A 24,490-nucleotide genomic window follows, 5' to 3' on the forward strand; every position below is an offset into this window, starting at 1 on the left:
TCACGGGTGGACGGGGAACGCCACGCCGACGGGCAGCGTGACGTGGGCCGGCACCTCGTTGCCGGGGACGTCGTCGACCTCGCCGGGCAGCGTCACGCGGCGGTAGGTGCCGCCGTCCCGCACCACCCGCAGCCCCGTGTGGGCGTGCACGCTGACCTCGGTGGTCACCGCGTAGAGGGCCACCCGGGCGTGTTCGGCCTTCTGGAACGCGGCGCGCAGGTGGGACGCGGCCGACGGGCGGCCGTCGCGCGTCGGCCGCCCGAGGTAGCAGACCGTCGCGACCTTCGCCTCGCCCGCCGGGTGCCGCGCCGACAGGTAGATCCGGTTGCCGGTCAGCACCCGCCCGGTGGCGAGTGGGCCCAGCATCACCTCGTCGCCGTGGCGGTGGGGGTGCCCGGTGCGCAGGCGGACCTCCTGCTCCCCGTCGAGGCCGCCGTGCATGTCGAAGAACCACGACGGCACGGCCCCCGTCCACGGGGTGGGGTGCGTGGAATCGGCGACCGCCGGGTTGCCGTCCACGTCGGACACCGACGCGGTGCTGACGTAGTACGGGCGGCCCGCCTTGGCCTCCAGCACCCTGGCGATCGACATGACTGCCCGGTCCTGCTCGGTGACCGGGAAGAACTGCCCCTCGACGCGCCCCGTCCCCGGTTCCAGCAGGGCGTCCGCGAGCACGGCGTCGGGATGTGGCGGCACCCGTTCCACGGTCTCGAAGTGGCCGTCGAGACCGAGGGTGCCGTCCTCGTGGAGCAGCAGGCGCCCGACGGGGTGGTGGACCTCCCGGGAATAGCCACCCGGCACCATGCCGGCGGCGAAGTCCTCCGCCCCGACGGTCTCGCCGTCGAGGGCTGCCAGCGCGAACGCCACCGCCGGGGTGTCGCCCGCGACGTCGCGCAGGTCCTGGTGGTCGCGCAGCGGCGCCGCGAGATCCGTGCCGGACAGCTCCAGGGGCAGGCCGTCCGAGCGCAGCGCCGCGTAGCCGTCGCCGGACCTGCCCGCCAGGAACAGCAGCGGCTGGACGCGCGGCGACCACGGCGACTCCTCCCACTCGCCGTCGTCGGTGCGCCGGACCCAGGCGGTCTTCGACGGGGTCGAGTTCCAGGCCCACCGGCCCACCTGGTCCAACCGCTCCTCGTCGCCGGGTGAGCGGACCACCACCGCGACCACGTGCCCCCTGGCGTTGACCACCAGTGAGATCCGGATGTCCCCGGCGCGCAGCCCCGACACGTCCGCGAAGCGCGGCGTGCCGTGCTCGTCGCGGGTCAGGGCGTGGACACCGCGGAAGTCGCGCGCGGCGCGCAGCGCCGAGGCGAAGTCGAACCCGAACCCGCCGATCCCCACCCGGCTGCCCGCGTCCTCGCCGATCAGTACGACCGGCCGGTCCGGGTCGGCTTCCAGCAGGGCGGCGAAGCCCTCGTCGCGCAGCAGGACCGCGGCGGTCTCGTGGCCGTCGAGCTGGAGCGCGCCGCCGCCGGCGGTCGGGGTGACGTCGGCGTGCAGGCGGTCTGAGGCCAGCACCACGACGACGGGTTCCCGGTCGCCCCAGGCCGGGTCGGTCCACCGCCCGCGCACGACCGCGTCGGCGATCCGGGCCAGGTCCTCGGGAACCCCCCGACCGGGTGCCGGGAGGTGGAACACGTCGCCGTGCCTCCGCAGCACCACGGGGGCGGAGGCCGGGTCGGGTCCGGGGGCGAATCCGTTCCGGCCCAGGGTGGTGAGCACACCGGAGTGCGCGCTGACCGCGACCGGCCCCGAGTACTCGAAGGACCGCCGAGGCCCCTCCAGCTCCCGCAGCGCGGCGAGGAACTCCCGGTTCGGCGCGTCGCCGTCGTGCTCGGTGTGCGCCACCAGCAGCAGCGGTCGCCGAACGGACCCGCCCGCCAGGCGGCGGTAGTGCTCGTGACCGGCCACCACCCGCGCTCCGTCCGCGGCGGACAGCGCCAGTTCGCGACCGTCGCGCAGCCCCACGGCGTACGCGCCGGCCTCACCGTCGAGCCGGACCTCGAACGGCCTGGCCCAGGTGCCGTCCGTGGTCATCGCCCACGGTGCCGTGGTGGTTCGCCGGGCTTCGGGAGGACCGGACGCCAGCACGCGCCGCACGTGGTCGTCGCTCAAGGCGGCGGAGGCTCGCAGGGTGGCCCGCACCTCCCCGTCGACGGTGAACGCGATGCCCCGGTCGACGCCGTGGACGTCGTGCAAGGGCGTCCACACCAGGTCGTCGGTCCGCGGCAGCGCCACCCGCACGAAGCGCGCGCGGACCATGTCGACGTGTCCGTGCACGGGGTCGAAAACCACGGGGCCGGTGTTGACGAACACCTCGCGGAAGGGACCGTCGCCGCGCAGCGCGTCGGCGAACTCGCGCGCGGCGGGCACGTGGCCCTCGGGCCGGTCCACCAGGAGCAGCACCGGCGCGGTCGGCCCGGCGGCCCGGACACCGGGGTCGTGCCACGCCTCGGCGGCGAGCCGGGCGCCACCGTGCCACCCGCCGTCGACCAGGAACCCGCCGCCGTCCGCGTGCGCGAACAGGACGACCCGCGCGGGGCCACCCGCCTCGGCGGGGAGGCGCGGGTGCAGCGCCCGCCACCGCGCCAGGTCCGCCTCCCCCCGGGGGAACGCGACGGCCACCGCGCCCGACGTCGTCGGGGCCAGCGACACCCGGACGCCGCCGGGGGCGGTCCGGGAGGAGGGCGGGGGGAAGGCCGCGCCCGCACCGGCCAGCCCGTAGGGCATCGGCTCCTCCTGCGGGAGGGACGGCTGCGCCCCGGGAACGGGGTCGTCGCCGTCACCGTTGGGGGATTCCTCGGCCGGCAGGCTGGGCAGTGGCGCCCGGCGGTAGCGGCCGCCGGCGCGGACCGCCCGCATGCCGGAGACGACGTCCAGCTCCATCGCCTGGTCCGCGGCCCAGAGCACCACCGTGGCGCTCTCCGCCCGCTCGAACGCCTGACGAGCGTGGGCGGCGAGGGAGACACCGTCCGGGCCAGGCACGCCGAAGTGGCAGATGGTCGCCACCTTGTGCTCACCGGCAGGGTGCGGCACCGACAAGTACACGCGGTTGCGGGTCAGGACGTGGCCGATGTTCTCGGAGTCGAGCGCCACCCGGTCACCGAACCGGTCGGGGTGACCCGTGCGCAGCCTGCCGATCCCCTTGCCGGGGCCGCCGTGCATGGCGATGGACCACGACCGCACCGCCTGATCCTGCCACTTCTTGCGGTACCCCATCGGCGCGATGGAGTTGCTCCCGGCTTCCCGGACGGCGTAGGCGTCACCTCTCTCGGCCACGTATTCGGCCGACATCTTCACGAGGTCGCTCCAGTCCCGGACGTAGAACTGACCCTCCACCTGCGCCGTGCGTCCCATCAGCGGATGGGTGATCACGTCGTCGGGCCCGGGCGTGGCGGGGAGGATCACCCGGACAGTCCCGTCCACCACCGTGTGCGTCCCGTCCTCGCGGAGCACCAGGGTGCCGTCGGGCCAGCCGACCGTCCGGGAGTAGCCACCCCGTGCCATGCCGCGCGCGAAGTCCTCCGCCCCGACCGTGGCGCCGTCGAGCGCGGCGAACACGAAGACCAGGTCCACCGTGTCACCCGCCGCGTCCCGGACGTCCTGGTCGTCCCGCAGCACCTCGGTCAGCTGCCGCGCGGACAACGACGGCATCAGGCGCCCGTCGCGGCGGACCCCGAGGTAGCCGTCACCGGAGCGGGAGGCGAGGAACAGCAGCGAACGCGGCGCGGTCTCCGACGTGGCACGGGCCCACCGCCGCACCTGCTGCACCCGCTCCTCGTCACCGGGCGAGCGCACCACCACCGCGACCACCCGCCCCCCGGCGTCGCGGATGAACGCCAGGTCCAGGTCGCCCGCCCGCAGCCCCGACACGTCCACGAAGCGCCGCCTGCCGTGGTCGTCCCGCGCCAGCGCGTGCACCTCGCGGAAGTCCCCCAGTTCGTGCAGCACCGACGCGAAGTCGAACCCGAACCCGCCGATCCCCACCCGGTTGCCGGCACTCTCGCCGATCAGCGCCACCGGCCGTCCGGGGTTCGCGCGCAACTCGTCGGCGAAGTCCCGGTCCCCCAGCATGATCCGGGCGACCTCTCCGCCACCCGACTCCACGCGGCCCTCGTCCACCGTCGGCACCTCCGCGTGGTCCTCGGCCGAAGCCACCACCAGCACCAGGGGCGATGCCTCGCCCGCCGCCGCATGGTCCGCGATTCCGCGCAGCATGTCGGTGACCTTCTCCGACGGGGCCAAGTGGAACACGGCACCGGTCCTGGTCAGCACCACGTTCTCGCGCGCCACCCCCGGGCCGCGGGAGATCACGAGGTCGCGCGACAGGATCACGGGCACGTGGACATCGACCACCGTGCCGTTCCGCGAGTGCGTCGGGGAGCCCACCGGTCCCGAGTACTCGAAGGTCGTGCGCAGCCCGTCTTGCCGCAGCAGGGTCAGCAGCTGGGCGTTGAGCGCGCTGTTCGGCCGAGGGGAACGGGTGATCAGGATCAGCGGTCGCCGCACCGGTCCACCGGCGAGGGTCCGGTAGAACGGGTGCTCGGACAGCAGTCGCCGCATCTTCGCGGCGGTCAGCGGGAAGATGCGGCCGTCGCGGCGCCTGACCTGGTAGGACTCCCCGTCGCTCTCCAGGTGCAGTACGAACGGCCTGGCCCGGTCACCGGTCGTGGACGGCGCCCACTCCTGCACGATGTGATCCGTGCGCTGCGGGTCTTCCACATCCTCGGAGGACAGCACCATGCGGTGGCTGTAGTCGGTGGCCCGTTCCGCCGCGAAGCGCAGCCCGACGTACCGGCCCGTGTCGGCGTACAGGGCGAGGCCGTACCCCTGCCCGTGGGCGTCGTGCAGCGCCTGGTCCGCCACGTCGGTCGGGCGCAGCCTGTCCACGTGCGTGAACCAAGCGGTGGCCAGGTCGATCTCGTCCGTGGCGTGGTCGACGTGGATTGGGCCGGTGTTGATGGAGACCTGGCGGTGCGGGCCGTTGCCCCGCAGCACCTCCGCTACCCGGCGTCCCGCCTTGGCCATCGCCTTGTCGGGGCCGGACAGCTCGACCACGATGGCCAGCGGGGTGTGCGGACCGGCGGCGCGGTAGGCATCGGAGCGGGCGATCCCGGCGGCGAACACCGTGGCGTCGCGCCACTGGCCGTCGACGAAGAACCACCCGTCGCGCCCGTGGGCCATGACGTGGACCGCGGGTCCCGGCGAGGCCTGCCGCAGCACGTGGTGGAGGTGGCGCCACCGCCCGGTGACCGGGTCGTCGGCTGACGCGGGGAACATGACGAGCGGTTCCCCGCCCGCCTGGCCGTAGGAGTCGTACGCCTGGGCGTGGGAGGGGCCGCCGATGCCCGAGTCGGTGACGACCCCCTCGACCTGGGTGTCGTCCGCCAGCACGACCGCGTCGTCCGACGGCTCCGGCTCCACCCCCTCCGCCAGGGTCTCCACCCGACCATCACGCCACAACCGCGTCCGCCCCGACGACACCTCCACGTCGCCCCGGTGCCCGAACTCCCGAGCCAGGCCTCGCAACCCCTCCACATCCCCGACATCACACGCCAGCAGCACCAACGTCGAATCCTCCGGCACCACGCGCGAGGTCAACACCAGCCGCAGGAACGCCCGCCTGTCCAACACCACCTCGCCACCCGAGCGCAACGGCACCCGGAACCCGCCCACACCGTGATGCACCACCACCGAGAACCGACCCGACACACCAGGTGACCCACCCAACGCGTCCACCACCACACCGGCCTCACCACCCGACAGGAACGCCACACCCACCCGCGCACCCGACACATCGGTCAACGACACCGAAGCCACGTCCTCCCACCGGACGTCACCCGAACCCTCGAAGTCCTCGGGATCGCTGTCACTGTCGGAGACGAACCGCTCCGTGTCCGAACCACCGCTGGTGGACTCGTCGTCGGACGGGTCGTCGAACGGCTTCCCCGGCAGCGGAACCCGCTGATAGCGCCCTCCGCCCGTGACCCGCATCCGACTGGTGAGGCCGCTGAGGGTCACCACACCGGTCGCGGCGTGCAGCACCACCCGGGTACCTTCGGCCTTCTCGAAAGCCTCCCGGATGTGGGAGGCGACCGAGGTGCCGTCCGGTCCAGCGGCACCGATGTGGCAGACGGTCGCGACCTTCTGCTCCCCCGCCGGGTGTGGCCTGGAGAGGTAGACCCGGTTGTACGTCAGCACGTGCCCCGCCCGCGGCCCGGACAGGGTCACCACGTCGCCGTACCGGTGGGGGTGGCCGGTGCGCATCGAGGCGACGACCACATCCGAATTCCCGTGCATGTCGATGAACCACGGCGGCGTCGCCGAATCCCGCCACTTCATCCGGCGCTTGACGAGCACGTCGTCGACGCTGCCGTCGGCGTTGTTCGTCCGCACCACCTTGTGGTAGTGCCGGTCCCCCTTGATGATCCCCTGGTCGAACGCCACGGTGCCACCGAACAGGTCGTTGTCGTCCAGGGGGAAGGTCACCCCTTCCACGTGCCCGGACGAGGGGTTCACGAAGGGCTCGGCGATCAGGTCGTCCGGTTCCGGCTCCTTCGCCGGCGCGGTCTTGAAGATCCCGCCTTCGACGGTCAGGGTGCCGTCGTCATCGAGCAGGAGACGTCCCTTCGGCCAGTGCACCATCCTGGAATAGCCGCCCGGCAGCATGGCGTCGCCGAAACCGACCGGTTCCCCGGAGACCCCGTCGAGCGAGGCGAGCACGAACCCCACCTCGCGGTAGCGCCCGGCCGCGTCGCGGACGTCCTGGTCATCGCGCAGGGCAGCGGCGAGGTCGGCCGAGGACAGGGACACCGCTCGGCTGTCGCCTCGCCGCGTCCGGTGGGCGCCGGACTCGGACCGGGTGGTGAAGAGCAGCAACGGCGGCCGGCGGGCCGGCCAGGGCGCCTGCTCCTCCCGCTCGTCACCGTCGATCCGGGACCGGTACCGCGCCAGGGTTTCCGGCGTGGCGGCGCGCGCCCACCGCCGCACGCGTTCCACCGCCTCCTCGTCGCCGGGCGAGCGCACGACGACCGCGACCACCTTCCCCGCGGCGTCGCGTACCAGCTCCCGTTCGACGTCCCCCGCACGCGGTCCCGACACCAGCTCGAACCGCGGCGAGCCACCACCGCTTCCCACCAGCGCGTACACGTCGCGGAAATCGCCCCGCCGGTGCAGCTCCGAGGCGAAGTCGAACCCCACTCCCCCGATCGCCCGCCGGTCGCCGGCGGACTCCCCCACCAGCACCACCGGTCGGTCCGGCACCTCCTGGAGCAGCTCGACGAAGTCCGGGTCCTCCAGCGCGAGCCGGGCGACGTGGTCACCGCTCGCCTCCACCCGACCCGAGTCCACCGTCGGCACGACCGCGTACCCCTCCGCCGACGCCAGCACCAGCCCGACCGGCCGCACCCCACCCCACGGCCACCCACCCTCCGACAAGCGGTCGACCACGCCCCCCACAGCAGTCGGGACGTCCTCCGGCGCCGCCAGGCGGAACACCTGCCCTTCCCGGGTCAAGGCCACGTCCGCGCGCCGCACCTCCGGACCGGCCGAGAACAACCGCCCGCCCGACGGGAGCAGTGTGGTGTGGCCCACGATCCCGAAGTTCCCGACGACCTCCGGGTGGAACGACGCCCCTCCCGAGTACTGCCACGACGGCCTCATCCCGTCCGCGTTGAGCAGGCGCAGCAGTTCCTCGTTGAGCTCCCGGTTCGCCGGGTCGGCACGGGTCAGCAGGACCGCCGGCCGCCGCGCCCCGTTCACCGCCGGTCGCCGGTAGGCCCGGATCGCGAGCAGCACCGGGGTCAGCTCCGACGCCGACAGCTCGATCAGGCGCCCGTCACGCAACCTGCCCGCGTACCGGTCGCCCTGGCTCTGCAACGACACGGTGAACGGCCGCGCGCGAGTACCGGTGTACGACGACGCCCAATCCACCGGGACCAGGTGGGCATCCTGGTCGACGCCCCTGTTCAAGACGCGGACGACACGCCCGGTGTAGTCGTTGGCCAGTGCCTTCGTCGAGCGGCGCAGGGCCCGGTAATTCGGGGTGTCGGGGAGGAAGGCCACACCGTGCTCGTCGCCGCGGAGGTCGCGCAGCTTCAGCAGGTGCAGGTCGGTCGGGCGCACCACGGACACCCGCACGAACTTCGCGGCGTTCATGTCCGCCCCGCCCGTGTGGTGCCCGGTTCGCAGCGGAGCGGTGTTGACCAGCACCTCCCGGTACGGCCCGGAGCCCCGCAGCGCCTCCGCGAACTCCCGCGCCACGTCGAGGTGAGCCGAGGAAGCGCCACGGAGGTGGACCACGAGCAGCAAGGGGGCGTGCGGGTCGGCTTCGTTGTACACGTCGGAACGGCCGACCTCGGCCGCGAACGCCGTGCCGTCGTACCGGCGGTCCTCGGTGAAGAACGCCGTGGAATCCGCGTGTGCGAAGACGTGGACGGGGTCGAGCCCGTCGGGGGGTAGCGGCATGCGGCCGAGGAGGTACGGCCACCGCGTGAGGTCGGAGCTGTTCGGCGAGCGCGGGAAGAACAGCACCCCGGGAGTTCGCACCTCCACGTGGTCGGTGCCGGTGACGCCCTCCGGTGCGATGGTCGGGTACCAGGTCTGCCGGGTGATCTCGGCCCAGACCCGCACGTCCTCACCCGCGCGGACCCGCAGGCCCTCCCGCACGGCGCGCGCCACCTGCGGGGCGGGGTCGTGGCTCAGCACCACGCCGGCGACGGGGGTGCCGGCTGCCCGGAGGAGTGGGTTGTCGAGCACGACCTCGGTCGTGGGCCCGGTGCCCAGCAGGACGGCGTCACCGGACCGGTACGGGTCGCCCGTGGTCATGCGGAACCACGCGCCGTTCGGCTCCGTGAACACGTGGACGAACCACGGGAGCGCTTCCTGGTCCGCCCACGGCTTGGGCACCTGCACGTGGTGCTTGGTGGAGCCGCCCGTCGAGGCTGGTTCCACGACGGTGCGGGTGTGGTGGGCAGCGGTGACCTCACGCCGCCAGTAGACCTCCGCCCGCGCGGCGTCGAAGCTGCGGCCCGGGAACGACTGGCCGGCGGACCGGCCGGTGGCCGGATCGGTGAGCGGGTGGGTGACCACGTCGGCGGGCCGGATGGCCGGGGGCTCGACGGTGGCGAAACCGCCGCCGTCCAGCCGCAGCCGCCCGTCGGGCTCGAACCGCAGCGCCCCCTCCGGGTGGTGGACGCGGCGGTGGTAGCCCCCCGGCGCGAGGGCCTCGGCGAACGCCACCGCGTCCACCCCACCGGCGTCCAACGACGCCAGCAGCAGCGGAACGTGCGACTCGATCCCCGCCACGTCGCGGAACAGCAGGTCGTCGCGCAGCACCGCGCCCAGGTTTCGCAGCGGCAGCCGCAGGGAGGTGCCGTCGACGTGCAGCCCGCGGATCGCGTTCCCGAACGTGCGCTTCGTGAAGAACAGCATGACCGGCGTGGTGTCGTGCGGCCACGGCGAGTGCTGCTCGGTGCCGTCGGTGGTGCGCAGGAAGTGCGACAGCGTCTCGGGCGTGACCCCGGCGGCCCAGCGCCGCAGGTCCTGGTAGGTCTGCTCGTCGCCCTCGGAGCGCACCAGCAGCCCGACCACCTTGCCGTCCGCACCGCGCAGGAGGCCCATCCGGAGGTCACCCGCCCGCAGCGTCGACACCAGCTCGAACCGCGAACCCGGCCCCGCCGACACCCCCTCCGGCCCCACGACCGCGTCACCGTCCACCGCGTACACGTCCCGGAAGTCGCCCTCCGACCGCAACACCCCCGTGAAATCGAAACCGAACCCGCCGATGCCCCGCCGCGAACCCGAATCCGACCCCACCAGCACCACCGGACCCGACCGCGACCTCAACGCCGCCCGAAAACCCTCATCCTCCACCAGGGACCGGGCGAACGACGCGCCGTCGAACTCCGCCGGCCGATCGTCGAACCCGAATACCGTGCCGTACCGCTCCGCGGTCGGCAACGCCACCACCACCGGCTCCCGCGAACCCCACGGCCCCACCACCCGCGCCCCGGACCGCAACGCCGCCACCACCCCGGCATGCCGGACGTGCACCCCCTCCGGCACGGAGAACGCGAACACCCCACCGGTCGCGGTGTGGCGGGCATGGCCCGTCACCGACAGCGCTCCCTGCGAGAGTCCCGCCGGGTCGGCGATCCGCAGCACATCGGACCGGGTCTCGTGCTGGGCCAGCATGCCGTGGTACCGGTGAACCTGCCGAACACCGTCGCGCTCCACCAGGACGCGCAGCAGCTCCTCATCCAGCGCGCCGTCACCATCGCCCAGGGTGAGCAGCACCATCGGCCGACGCGCCGGACCACCCGCCAACGCACGGAAGTGCCGATGCGCCGACAACAGATCGGCCATCCCGGCGGGGGCGAGTTCCACCGAACCGACACCCGGCACGGTCACCACGTACTTGCCGCGTACGGCGTGCAGGAACACCAGGAACGGCCGCGCACGACCACCGTCCGCAGCCCCCGCCCACGGCACCACCAACTCCGTGGAGTTCCCGTCCGGATCGAGCACCTGCAACAGGCGCAACGAATGATCGCTGAGGTTCTTGGTAAACCTCTTCAGGTCGAACCCGGCCGCCACCGACTCGGGAAGGAGCGATACGGCGAACCCGTCACCGTCGACCGCGGTGTCCCACGACGGCCACGACAACACATCCGCCGGCCTCGGGGAGGTACCGGCGGGTGGACCACCGTCGGGCTCGGCCGGGTCGTCGTCCGCGAGCACGACCGCGTCGTCGGACGGCTCGGGGTCCACGCCCTCAGGCAGGGTCTCCACCCGACCGTCACGCCACAACCGCGTCCTACCGGGAAGTACCTCCACCTCACCCCGGTGCCCGAACTCCCGAGCCCACCCCCGCAACGCCTCCACATCCCCGACATCACACGCCAACAACACCAACGTCGAATCCGCAGGCACCGCACCCGCCGTCAACACCAACCGCAGGAACGCCCGCCCGCCCAGCACCACCCCACCACCCGAGCGCAACGGCACCCGGAACCCGCCCACACCGTGATGCACCACCACCGAGAACCGACCCGACACACCAGGTGACCCACCCAACGCGTCCACCACCACACCGGCCTCACCACCCGACAGGAACGCCACACCCACCCGCGCACCCGACACATCGGTCAACGACACCGAAGCCACGTCCTCCCACCGGACGCCACCCGAACCCTCGAAGTCCTCGGGATCGCTGTCGCTGTCGCTGTCGCTCCCGGTGTCAGGGTCGTCGCTGTCCGATGACGAGTCGTCGGACTGGTCATCGGACTCGCCCGACGACTCCCCGAAGTCGATGAAATCGATGTCGCTGTCGCTGTCGCTGTCGAACTGATCGGTGTCCGAACCACCGCTGGTGGACTCGTCGTCGGACGAGTCGTCGAACGGCTTCCCCGGCAGCGGAACCCGCCGGAAACGTCCTCCGCGCTGAACGTCGATCCGGGAGTACGACCTTGTCAACATCAATCTTTCGGTCGCCGCGTGCAGCACCACCCGGGCACCTTCGGATTCTTCGAAAGCCTCGCGGATGTAGGACGTCACCGAGGGGCGGTCCTTCACGGAAGCACCGGCGAGGCACATGATCGCCACCTTCTCCTCCCCCGGCGAGTGCGACCTGGAGAGGTAGATCCGGTTCTTCGTCAACACGTGTCCCGCCTGCTGCCCGGACAGCGAGACCTTGTCCCCGAACGAGTGAGGAAGGCCGGTGCGCATGTTGGCCCTGACGGTCTCCGGCGATCCGTGCATCTGGATGAACCACGGCGGCACCGTCGATCCCACCCACTTCATCCGGCGTTTGAAGAATTCCCTGTCAACGCCCCCACCGGGGATCTCGGACTCCACCTCCTTGTAGTAGTGCCGATTACCCCTCTGGATTTGGGACTCGAACGTCGCGAAGGCACTGACCTGGAAGAGGAACGTATCGGGGAATACCTGCCCCTCCACACGCCCGGACACGGGATTCACCAAGGGGAAGCTGACCAAGTCATCGGGTCCCGGCTCTACTGCCGGCACGGTCTCGAAGTCCCCGCCTTCGATCACCAGGGTGCCTTCGTCACCGATCAGGAGACGTTGCTGCGGCCAGTGCACGCTCCTGGCGTAACCACCCGGCAGCATGGCGTCGCGGAACCCGGTCGGGTCCCCCGGGATTCCGTCGAACGAGGCGAGCACGAACCCCACTTCGCGCTTGCGCTCGGCCGCGTCGCGGATCTCCTCGTCGTCGCGCAGGGCCGCGGCGAGCTCCGCCGACGACAGGCTCACCGCCCGGCCGTCACGGCGCAGGACCAGGTGGCCCCCCGAGTCGGACGAGGTTGTGAAGAAGAACAAGGGCGGCGGGCCGCCGAACCAGGGCGACTCCTTTCGCTTGCGGGCGCCAGGCCGGCTGCGGTACCGCGACAGGGTCTTCGCCGTGGTGGCGAGGGCCCACCGCCGCACGCGTTCCACCGCCTCCTCGTCGCCGGGCGAGCGCACGACGACCGCGACCACCTTCCCCGCGGCGTCGCGCACCAGCTCCCGTTCGACATCCCCCGCTCGCAGTCCCGACACCAGCTCGAACCGCATCTCGCCACCGGCGGCGCCCACCAGCGCGTACACGTCGCGGAAATCGCCCCGCCGGTGCAGCTCCGAGGCGAAGTCGAACCCCACTCCCCCGATCGCCCGCCGGTCGCCGGCGAACTCCCCGGCCAGCACCACCGGCCGGCTCGGTGCCGCGTCGAGCAGCTCGGCGACGCCCGGGTCTTCCAGCGCGAGTCGGGCGACGTGGTCACCGCTCGCCTCCACCCGACCCGAGTCCACCGTCGGCACGACCGCGTACCCCTCCGCCGACGCCAGCACCAGCCCGACCGGCCGCACCCCACCCCACGGCCACCCACCCTCCGACAGGCGTTCCGCCACGTCCCGCACACCGGTGGGAACGTCCTCCGGTTCCGCCAAGCGGAACACATCGACGGACGACACCAGCACCACGTCCGCGCGCCGTACCTCCGGACCGGCCGAGAACAGCCGACCGTCGGCCGGGAGCAGCGCGAGATCCCCCACGCTCCCGAGTTTCGCCACGTGTTCCGGGTTGAACCGCACGAGCCCCGAGTACTGCCACGACGGCCTCGACTGGACCGCGTTGAGCAGGCGCAGGAGTTCCTCGTTGAGCTCCCGGTTCGCCGGGTGGGCCCGGGTGAGCAGGACCAGTGGCCGCCGCGCCCCGCCCGCCGCCGGCCGCCGGTAGGCCCGGAGCACGGCAAGTACCGATGCCATCTCCGACGTGGACAGGTCGATCAGGCGACCGTCACGCAACCTGCCCACGTACCGGTCGCCCTGGCTCTGCAGCAACACGTCGAACGGCCGCGCGCGAGTCCCCGTGTAGGACGACGCCCACTCCGCCGGGCTCCACTGGAAGGCGGTCTCCGTCATGTGCACCACTGCGCGCCTGGCGTAGTCGTGGGTGAGCGTCCTCGTCGAGCGGCGCAGTGCCGGGTAGTTCTCGGTGTCGGGGAGGAAGGCCACGCCGTGCTCGTCGCCGCGGAGGTCGCGCAGCTTCAGCAGGTGCAGGTCGGTCGGGCGCACCACGGACACCCGCACGAACCGCGCCCCGCTCATGTTCGCGCCGCCCGCACGCCCGCTGACTCGCAGCGGAGCGGTGTTGACCAGCACCTCCCGGTACGGCCCGCGGCCCCGCAACGCCTTCGCGAACTCCCGCGCCACGTCCAAGTGGTCCTCGGAAGGCTCCCGCAGGGGGACCACCAGCAGCAGCGGCGCGTGCGGGTCGGCCTCGCGGTACTCGTCCGAACGCGCGACCAGGTCCGCGAACTCCTCGCCGTCGTGTTCCTCTCCCTTGACGAGGAACGTTTCGTCACTCACGTGCGCGAAGACGTGGATCGGGTCGAGACCGTCGGGAGGCAGCGGCATGTGGGAGGCGAGGTCCCGCCACCGCGCGAGCTGGGAGTGGTTCGACGAGCGCGGGAAGAACACCTTCTTGGGCGGCCGCACCTCCGCGTAGTAGGTGCCGGTGAGGCGCTCCGGCGCGATGGTCGTGTACCAGTTCCGCTTGGTGATCTCGGCCCAGACCGGCACGTCACCCGCACGTGCTCGCAACCCCGTCCGCACGGCGTGCGCCACCTTCGGGGCGGGATCGCCCATCAGCACCACGCCGCCGGCGGGAACCCCGGCCGTCCGGACCACGGGGTTGTCGAGCACGGCCTCGACCGCGAGCCCGGCGTCCAGCAGGACGGCGTCACCGGACCGGTACGGGTCACCCGTGGCCATGTGGAACCACGCGCCGTTCGCGTCCGTCGACACGTGGACGAACCGCGGAGGCGTGTCCCGGTCCGCCCACGGCTCGGCCACCTCCGCCCGGTTCTCGACGACCCCGCCCCTCGGGTCGAGTACCAGGGTGATCCGGGTGTGGTTGGCGGCGGCTTCACGCCGCCAGGAGGTCTCCGCCGCCGCGGCGTCGAAGTTGCCGAACGGGAACGACTGGCCGATCAGGTGACCGGTGCCCGGGTGGGTGATCGGGTGGTTCACCACGTCCTCGGGCCGGATGGCCGGGGGCTCGACGGTGGCGAAACCGCCGCCGTCCAGCCGCAGCCGCCCGTCGGGCTCGAACCGCAGCACGCCTTCCGGGTGGTGGACGCGGCGGTGGTAGCCCCCCGGCGCGAGGGCCTCGGCGAACGCCACCGCGTCCACCCCACCGGCGTCCAACGACGCCAGCAGCAACGGCACCTTCGACGTGATTCCCGCCAAGTCGCGGAACTCGGGCTCGTCGCGCAGCGCCTCGGCCACCCCGGCCGAGGACACCGTCATCCGCTCACCGTCGGCACGCAGTGCCGGGTGAGCGTTGGACGACCCCCTGACGAACACCGGCACCGGTGGCGCACCCTCGGCCCACGGCGTCGGCAACTCCGCACCGTCCTCGACGCGCACGAAGGTCGACAACGTCCCGGGCGTGACCCCGTCCGCCCACCCCAACAGCTCCCGGTAGACCTCCTCGTCGCCCTCCGACCGCACCAGCAGCCCGACCACCTCGCCGTCCGCACCGGGCAGGGCGCCGAGCCGGAGGTCACCGGCGCGCAGCGTCGGCACCACGAACCGGGCATCATCGACGGACGCGGTGTCACCGACCTCGATCGGATCGTCGTCCGCGAGCACGACCGCGTCGTCGGACGGCTCGGGGTCCACGCCCTCAGGCAGGGTCTCCACCCGACCGTCACGCCACAACCGCGTCCTGCCCGCCGACACCTCCACCTCACCCCGGTGCCCGAACTCCCGAGCCCACCCCCGCAACCCCTCCACATCCCCGACATCACACGCCAACAACACCAGCGTCGAATCCGCAGGCACCGCACCCGCCGTCAACACCAACCGCAGGAACGCCCGCCCGCCCAGCACCACCCCACCACCCGAGCGCAACGGCACCCGGAACCCGTCCTCGCCGTGATGCACCACCACCGAGAACCGACCCGGCTCCCCCACTCCGGCACGCAGCGCATCCACCGCCACACCGGCCTCACCACCCGACAAGAACGCCACACCCACCCGCACACCCGAGGAATCGACCAACGGGACGGACTCCACGTCCTCCCACCGGACGCCACCGGACTCCTCGGACAAGCCCTCATGGCCGGTGTCGCTGTCCGGCCGGTCCTGCCCGACCGGTGCTGTTGCGGCCCTCTCGTACGCGGGTGGTTCCCCCCGCTCGTACGGGGGTGGCGGCGGTCCTGCCAACCCGTAGGAGGGCAGCACCTCGACGTACGTGCCACCGGCGAGGGCCAGTCGGCCACTACCCGGGATCAGGTGTACCGCGCTGTCAGCGGCCCAGACGGGCACCAGGCCACCCCGCCGCGCTTCGAGTTCGGCGCGCACGTGGTCCGCCGGCCCGAACAGGATGTCGTCGGGGGATGCCGCGAAGAACCCGTGGCGCAGCGCCAACCCTCCGGCGATGTCGTGCCCCGATTCCCGGTGGACGTCGCCGTCCAGCACCAGGTTCGCGAAGACACGGCCGTCCACCCGAACGACATCGCCGATCAGGTCCGGGTCGCCGGTGGCCAGGCCGACCAGCATGCCGCCTTGGTCTCCGGTCACGTCGACCAACCACGCTTCCCGACCGGCCCACGGCAGGTCGAGCTCCTCCTGGGGCCCGCCGGGTTCCGGAGTAACGCGGATGTACCGGGTGATCCCCTCCCCGATCTCGCGCGCTCTCCGAGCGGCCAGTTCCACGGCGCTGAGCCCGTGAACCGAGAAGGAGCTGAGCCCGTGGACCGGGAAGAACTGGCCGTTCGGCCGATCGGTGCCGGGCACCAGGTGCGGGTGGGTCACCACGTCCCCAGGCCGGAGCGCGCGGGGCTCGACCGTCCCGAAACCCTTGCCCACCAGTCGCAGCCGCCCCTCGGGCGTGAACCTCAGCACGCCCTCCGGGTGGTGGACGCGGCGGTGGTAGCCACCCGGCGCGAGGGCCTCGGCGAACGCCACCGCATCCACCCCACCGGGGTCCACCGACGCCAGCAGCAGCGGCACGTCCGGGTCGGTTCCCGCTCCGATCCTGAACCCCGGGTCGTCGCGCAGCGCCTCGGCCAACTCCGCCGCGGACAGCGTCATCCGCTCACCATCGACACGCAGCGCCGGGTGCCCGTCGGTCGTCCCCCTGACGAACACCGGCACCGGCGGCGCGCCATCGGCCCACGGCGTCGACAGCTCGGCACCGTCCTCCACCCGCACGAAGGTCGACAACGCCTCGGGCGTGGTGCGGGTGGCCCAGACCAACAGGTTTTGATAGACCTCCTCGTCACCCTCGGACCGCACCAGGAACCCCCTCACCCGCCCGAGCGCATCACGCAGGGGGCTTACGTTCAGGTCACCCGACCGCAGCGTCGACACCAGCTCGAACCGCGACCCCGGAGCCGCCGCGACCCCCTCCGGCCCCACGACCACGTCACCGGCCACCGCGTACACGTCCCGGAAGTCACCCTCCGACCGCAACACCTCCGCGAAGTCGAAACCGAACCCGCCGATACCCCGCCACGAACCCGAATCCGACCCCACCAGCACCACCGGCCCCGAACGCGACCTCAACGCCGCCCGGAAACCCCCGTCCGCCAGCAGGTCACGAGCCGCCTCGTCACCGTCGAGTTCCACCGCCCGGTCGTCGAGGCCGAACACGACGCCGTACCGCTCGGTGGTCGGCAACGCCACCACCACCGGCTCACGCGAACCCCACGGCCCCACCACCCGCGCCCCGGACCGCAACGCCGCCACCACCTCCGCGTGGCCTCCCGCGTCCATGCCCTCCGGCACGGAGAACGCGAACACCCCACCGACCGCGGTGTGGGCGAGCTGCACCAGCGGCAAGGGCTGCGGCACCAGCAAGCTCTCGACGTCCTGGCCCTGCAGGACGTGGGAATCCCAGTCGAGCGGAAGCGGGCCCCCGTAGGTGAAACGCCGACGCGGTCCGTCGAGGCGCGTCAGGGCCGCGCGCAGCGCGGCATCCCTGAACCGGACGGGGGCGCCGACGATGATCAGGACCATCGGCCGGCGCACCGGCCCACCCGCCAACGCCTGGAAGTGCCGGTGCCCCACGATCAGCTCGGCCAGTTCCTCCGGCGACAGCTCCTGCGGGACATCACGAGGACCTCCCACGATGTACCGGTGGTCTCTCCACGCCCTCACGAACACCAGGAACGGCCGGGCGCGGTCACCACGGGTGGCAGCGGCCCACGCCGCCGGCACGTCACGGGTCCACCCGTCCTCGTCGACCACCTGCAGGGAGCGCAGCGAGTGGTCCGTGAAGCCGCGGGCGAAGGTATCCAGGATCATCGCACGCGTCTCATTCAGTATGAACGACACGGCGAAGCCGCCGCCTCCCACAGTCGCCAAGGGCTGCACCACCACATCGGCCATGCGCAGGCGGGAGACGGTCTCCGAAGGGACCTCGGTGAGGTCCACCGGTTCGGCCGTCTCCAGCGGCTCGGTGGTCACCGTCACCTCGCGGTAGGGCCCGTCCCCGCGCAACACCTGCGCGAACAGCTCACCCCGTGCCCGCCCGTCGTCCGGCTCACCCTCCCAGTCCTGCACCAGGACCACCGCGGCCTCCGGATCGGCATGGCGGTAAGCCGAGGACGCGGCCACCTCGGCCGCCAACCGGGTTCCGTCGTCAGCCACACCCCGAACCAGGAAGGCCCCATCCCGCACCGGTACCTGAACGAGCACGATCCGCTCGTCGGGCGGGACGACCAACGACTCGCGCAGGGCGCGCAACCGCGCCTCGTGCCCCGCCCCGGCGGGGAAGGCGATCCCGGGCAGGTCGCCGTCGAACTCGACCACGCCGGCACCCGCCGCCACGACCGCACCGTCGTCCACCGGCTCCCCGTCGGACGGCGCGGCGACCACCTGGTGGACCGGCGGCGACCCGGCCCGCTCGTGCCGGGGCGTGCTCTCGTCCTCGTCCGACACGTCCACGATCCGGTCGGACCGCCCCCGTGCCGCGGCCTCCGCTTCCCGGATGCGGCGCTCGTCCTCCGCGTCCAGGCCCCCCACATCGCGCAACACCCGCAGGAGGTCGTTCCCCTCCAACACCACCCGGTCACCGGATCGCGTCGTCACCGCCATGCCGCCGCCGACGCGATCCGTCAACAACACAGGCTGAACCGGCCGCGACCCCACCCCCTCACCGGGCCACGAACCACCGGAGACCACCACACCCACCACCCGGCCCAGGTGATCCTCCACCGGGACGAACCGCTCCACACCCGACGACCCCGAAGCGACGGAACCCACCTCAAGCGGGACACCCCCACCGGACGCCGGCATGACCGCACCGTCGTCCACCGGCACGATCCGGTGGTCCTCCGACGGCACGACCGGGTCGTCGTCCGACAGCACGACCACGTCCGGCGATTGCGGCGAGCTCGGTGCCGACTGCAGGTACCGCACGCCGCTCCGCGACAGCTGCGTCCAGCCGACTGGCATGGTGAACCTGCCTCGGTGCCTGAACTCCCGCACCAGTGACACGATCTCCTGGGTGTCCTGCACATCGCAGGTCAACAGCATCACGTTCGCACGCGATGGCGCCACGCCCGACACCAGCAGCAGCCGCATGAACGCGCGGTTGTCCAACCGCACCTCTCCGCCGGAGCGCAACGGCACCCGGAACCCCCGCCGACCGTGGTGCACCGCAACGACGAACCGGCCGGTCTCAACGGGCAACCGTCGCAGCGCGGACACCGCCACTTCGGCCTCACGGCCGGTCAGGAACGCCACACCGAACAACTGGCCCGCGGTGTCGGTCAGCGGCACGTGCTCGGTGTGCTCCATCAGGAGCCCGGCGGCGGCCGGGTGCACGGGGGCGGCAAGCACGTCGGCGAGGGACGACTCGTACGCGGGCGGCAGCACACCCCCACCAGGCACGTCGACGAGAGACGACTCGTACGCGGGCGGCAGCACACCCCCACCAGGCACGTCAACGAGAGACGACTCGTACGCGGGCGGCAGCACACCCCCACCAGGCACGTCGACGAGAGACGACTCGTACGCGGGCGGCAGCGGCTCCGGCGGCCGGTGCAGGAGCGGCACCTCGACGAACCTGCCGTTCGTGACGGTCGCGAGCCGGAGGTTCCGGTTCAGCTGCCGGATACCGGTCATCGTCCAGACGCGGGTACCGGTACCCGTCCGTTCCTCGACCTCGGCGCGGACGTCGACCGCAAAGCCGATCACGGTCGTGTCCGGCAAAGGCGCGTTCACCACGACGGCGGGATCGGGGACGAGGACCAGGCCGGCGGCCAGGTCGTGCCCCGATTCCCGATAGGTTTCGCTGTCGAGCACGAAGCGGGTCAGTGTCCTGCCGTCCAAGCGGACGGTGTCGCCGGCCATGTCCGGGACGCTGGTCGCCATGCGCACCAATGCGCCTCGTGAATCCAGGGACGTTTCGACGATCCAGGGCGGTGCGGGTTGATCGGCCCAAGGAAGGCGGATCGTCTCCGTTCGCAAGAGCCGGTTTTCGCCGTCCCGGACCAGTCGGACGTAATCCGTCGCTTCGTACACGAGTTCCCGCCGCCGGCGGAAGGACACCAACGCGTCCTGCCCGCCGTTGACCGAGAGGAACTGGCCGACCGGCCGGCCGTCGGTGACTCCGAGGTGCGGGTGGATCACCACGTCGGCAGCCGTCAGCTCGCGCGGTTCCACCGTCCGGAAACCCCCGCCGCCGAGCACCAGCTCCCCGTCGGGCCGAATCCGCAGTCCGCCAAGGACGTGGTGAACCCGCCGGTGGTAGCCGCCCGGCACGAGTGCCCGCGCGAACGACTCGACGTCGAGATCGCGGACGTCGGGACCGCTGTCCAAGGACGCCAGCAGCAGCGGCACGTCCGGGTCGATTCCCGCCGCCGCGCGGAACCGGCCGTCATTGCGCAACCGGACGGCCAGGGAGACCGCATACCCGGGCGAGTCGTACACCGGTCCGGTGAACACCGGCAACGGCGTGCGTCCAGCCGTCCACGGTGATTCCACCTCGTACCCGTCGAGGGTCCGGAAGTTCATCAGCGACCGGGGCCCGGTCGCCCACCGCAGCAGGTCTCGGTAGCGCTGTTCGTCGTTCGGTTCCCGCACGAGGACGCCGCGCACCCGACCATCGGGACCGGTCAGAGGACTCACGCGCGCGACGGGCTCCGACATCTGCTTGAACCAGCCACCCGACTCCACCGAGATGGTTCCCGACGTGACCAGCAGACCCCCCGTCGGGGCGTACACCGGGTTGGAGAACCCCTTCTCGCGCAAGGTCGCGGCGAATGCGAAAGCGAACCCACCGGGAGCGTCCAGCGCACCCGCGTGCTCCCCGACCAGCACGACCGGACGGATCCGGGACTTCAGGTCCTCGCGGAACCGCTCGTCCTTGAGCATGAGGTGAGCCAGGGTGACACCATCGACTTCCACCGGCCGCCGGTCGCCGGCGAAGACGACACCGTGCTGCTCGGCGGTGGGCAGTGCGACCATGACGGGCCGGGACGACGGTCTCCACGACCCCCTCACGTCCGCTCCGCCCGCCAACGCGGCGGCGACGTCCCGGTAGCGGAAACCGGGGAACTCCTGCTGAGGGGCGAAGTACACCGACCCCTGCTTGACGAACCCGATCCCCTCCTCCAGCTCGAGCTCGGGGTCCCGGAACTCATCGCTGCTCCGGAGCTCCAGGAAGGGGTGTTCCGCCCGGACGGGCATCGGCCCCGAGTACCGGTAGCGCAGCCGCAGCCCGTCGAGGCGGGCCAACTCCCGGGACAGCTCCCGGACCAATGCCGGACCCCCGTCACCGACGATGACCAGGACCATCGGTCGGCGCGTCGGGCCACCGGCCAGTGCTCGGAAGTCGGGGTCCGCCACCAGCACCTCGGCCATGAGCCGCGGTGACAGGGGCAGGTGCTGGTCGTGGGGCGTCCGGACTACGAACCCGCGCCTTCCGCTGTTGAGGAACACCAGGAACGGCCGGGCGCGATCGCCCCGGGTAGCCGCGCTCCACGGGGTGGAGAGGTAGACGACCTTCCCGTTCGTCCCGACGACCTTCGCCAGGCGCAGCGTCTGGTCCGTCGCGATGCCGCCGAACCTGGCCATGAGCACCGTGAGGTCGTCCTCGACGAGGAACGACACGCCGAGATCACCGATCCCGGCGTTCCGCAGCAGTTGCGGCACCGGAACGGCCAGCCGTGTCCGGGAAACGTCGACCAGCTTCAGGCGATCCAGGTCGAAGCCTCGCGGGCCGATGAGGCTCGGCAGCTGGGCGGTGTTGGTGGTCACGACGCGGTGCGGCACGCCGCCCAGGGCCTCGGCGAACGCCTCCGCCCGCATCGTGGAGCCCCTGAACGACTCGTCCCCGTCCTGGATCAGGATCACCTCGGCATCGGCCGGGGCGTTGCGGTAGGTGGCGCTCCACGCCACCTCGTCGGCCAACCGCGCGCCGTCGTCGGGCTCCCCCCGCACGAGGAAGCTGCCGTCGCGCACCGTCACGTACACGAAGACCCGTGGCGCGGACGACTGGACGCGCAGCTTGCCGTGAACCCCCTGCAGGCGGGTCAGGGCCCGACGGCCGCCCGGGAAGAAGATGACCGGTCCGACCTCGGAGTCCTCCTCGTGTGGGTCGGTCGACCCCAGTACCACCGCGTCGTCGGAGGGCTCGGGCTCGTCACCCGGTCGCAGGTACCGAATCCCGTCGACCCGCGACAACCGCACCCTGCCGGGACGCACGTCGACCCCACCTTGGTGCCCGAGTTCCTGCGCCCAACCCCGCAGCAGCTCGACGTCTTCGATGTCGCAGGTCAGCAACGCCAGCGTCGAACGCGTCGGCACCACGCCCGACGTCAGCAGCAGTCGCAGGAACGCCTGGTCCTCCAGCACCACCTCACCACCGGAGCGCAACGGCACCCGGAACCCGGCCTCACCGTGATGCACCGCCACCTCGAACCGGCCGGGCTGGAGGCTCGTCGTGGGCAGCGCGAGCGCGTCCACCGCCACCTCGGCCTCACGCCCCCTGAGGAACGCCATGCCCACCGACGCGCCCGAAGCACCGGTCAGCGGCACGTGCTGGAGGTCGTCCAGCGATGCCGCCAGGACCAACTCCTCGTACAGCGGGAGCTGCTCCTCCGCATATCGGGGAGGCGACACGTACGCGGGCACCGCCGACACCACCTCGAACCGCCCGTCCTCCCCTGCCGTGATGGACTGCGATGTGATCCGGAGGCCGCCCGTCGGGGCGTACACCAGGTTGGGCACGCCCGAGTCCCGCAGGACCGAGGCGAAGTCGAAGCCGAACCCCTCGGGGCCCACCAGCGCGCCCGCGTTCTCCCCTAGCAGGACCACCGGGTCGGAGGGCGACCGCAGCGCCTCGCGGAACCGCCGGTCCTGGAGCATGATCCGGGCGAACTGCGCGCCGTCGACCTCCACCGGCCGGTCGTCGTGGGCGGCGACGGCACCGTGCCGCTCGGTGGTGGGCAGCGCCACCACGACGGGCCGGTCCGAGGCCCACGGCCCCTCCACCCGCGCCCCGTTCTCCAGTGCGATGGCGATGTCACCGTGGTGGGAGCCGGCGGCCCCCGATCGGGGTGCGAGGAAGGTCCGCTCGCGCCCGGTGAGCACGAGCCCTTCCGCCGACACGAGACCGGTGACCCGGATGCCGTTCGAAAGCGCGGTCCGGAGGCTGCGACCGTCCGGCGAGACGGGCATCGGTCCCGCGTACAGGTAGCGCATCCGCGGCCCGTCGAGACGCGCCAACTCGTCCAGCAGTTGCCGACCCGCTTCCGGGTCCTCGCTGCCGACGGTGATCAGGACCATCGGTCGACGCGTCGGCCCCCCGGCCAGCGCCCGGAAGTCCGGGTGCGCCACCAGCAGCTCCGCCATCTGCCGCAGTGACAGGTACGCGGGCACGCCGTTGGCCGTCACGATGGTGAACCGGGACCCGATGAAGAACTGGTTCCCACCGGTGCTGAGGAACACCAGGAAGGGCCGGGCGCGATCACCCCTGGTGGCGGTGCCCCGCGGGGTGAGGAAGTACGCGGAATCCTGGTCCGACGCGATGACCCGCGCCGCACGCAGCACGTGTTCCGCGGCGGTGTCGGCGAATCGCTCCAGCAGCACCCTGTCATCCCATGCGAGGAACGACACGCCGAGATCATCGACCTCGGCGTTCCGCAGCTGTTGCGGCAGCAGGTCGGTCACCCGCGCCCGGGAAACCTGGACCACGTCGACGGCCCACTGCCCGAAGGAGGAGCGCGGGAACGGCTTGGTGTTGGTGAACACGTGGTGGTACGGCCCGTCGCCGCGCAACGCCTCGGCGAACACCGCCGCCCTCCGCGTGTACTCCTCGGGTGACCCGTCCCAGTCCTGCATCAGGAGCAACCGGGGGCGGGGGTCATTGCGGTAGGTGGCGGTCCGCGCCACCTCGGCGGCCAACCGGGTGCCGTCGTCGGGCTCGCCCCGCACCAGGAAGCCGTCACCGCGCACCGGCACGTACACGAAGATCGGTGGTGATGAGGACGGGCGCAGTCTGCCGTGAACCCGCTTCAGGTGGGACAGGTCCAGCCTGCCGTTCGGGAAGAAGATGGCCGGGCCGGCGGTGGAGCTGTGCTCGTGCGGGTCGGTCGATCCCAGCACCACCGCGTCGTCGGAAGGATCGGGCTCGACACCCGGCGGCAGCACTTCCACCCCACCGGTCCGCGACAAGCGCACCTTCGTCGGGAACACCTCGATCCCGCCGCGGTGTCCCAGCTCACGGCCCCAGCCGCGCAGCGCCTCGACGTCGCGCACCTCGCACGCCAGCAGCACGATCTGCTCGTCCCGCGGCACCACACCCGTCGTCAGCAACAGCCGCAGGAACGCCTGGTCCCCCAGCACCACCTCACCACCGGACCGCGGCACCCGGAACCCGGCCTCGCCGTGGTGCACCGCCACCGCGAACCGGCCGGGCCGCAGGGGTGTCCTGCGCAGCGCGTCCACCGCCACATCGGCCTCATGCCCGGTG

The 24,490-nt window shown here is 72.2% G+C and carries 1 protein-coding gene (cut by a window edge); it reads right to left on the bottom strand.

Going from position 1 to position 24,490, the window contains the following annotated elements:
* A protein-coding gene (locus tag CKY47_RS33845) for a WXG100-like domain-containing protein (protein WP_306750438.1) crosses the window boundary here: on the bottom strand, window positions 1-24,490 show its 3' portion. 10,592 nt of this gene lie beyond the right edge of the window; the window shows 24,490 of its 35,082 coding nt (coding positions 10,593-35,082); the start codon falls outside the window, past its right edge — the gene reads right to left on this strand; its stop codon occupies window positions 1-3.

Source organism: Saccharothrix longispora (genome assembly GCF_030852425.1).
GTDB lineage: Bacteria > Actinomycetota > Actinomycetes > Mycobacteriales > Pseudonocardiaceae > Actinosynnema > Actinosynnema longispora.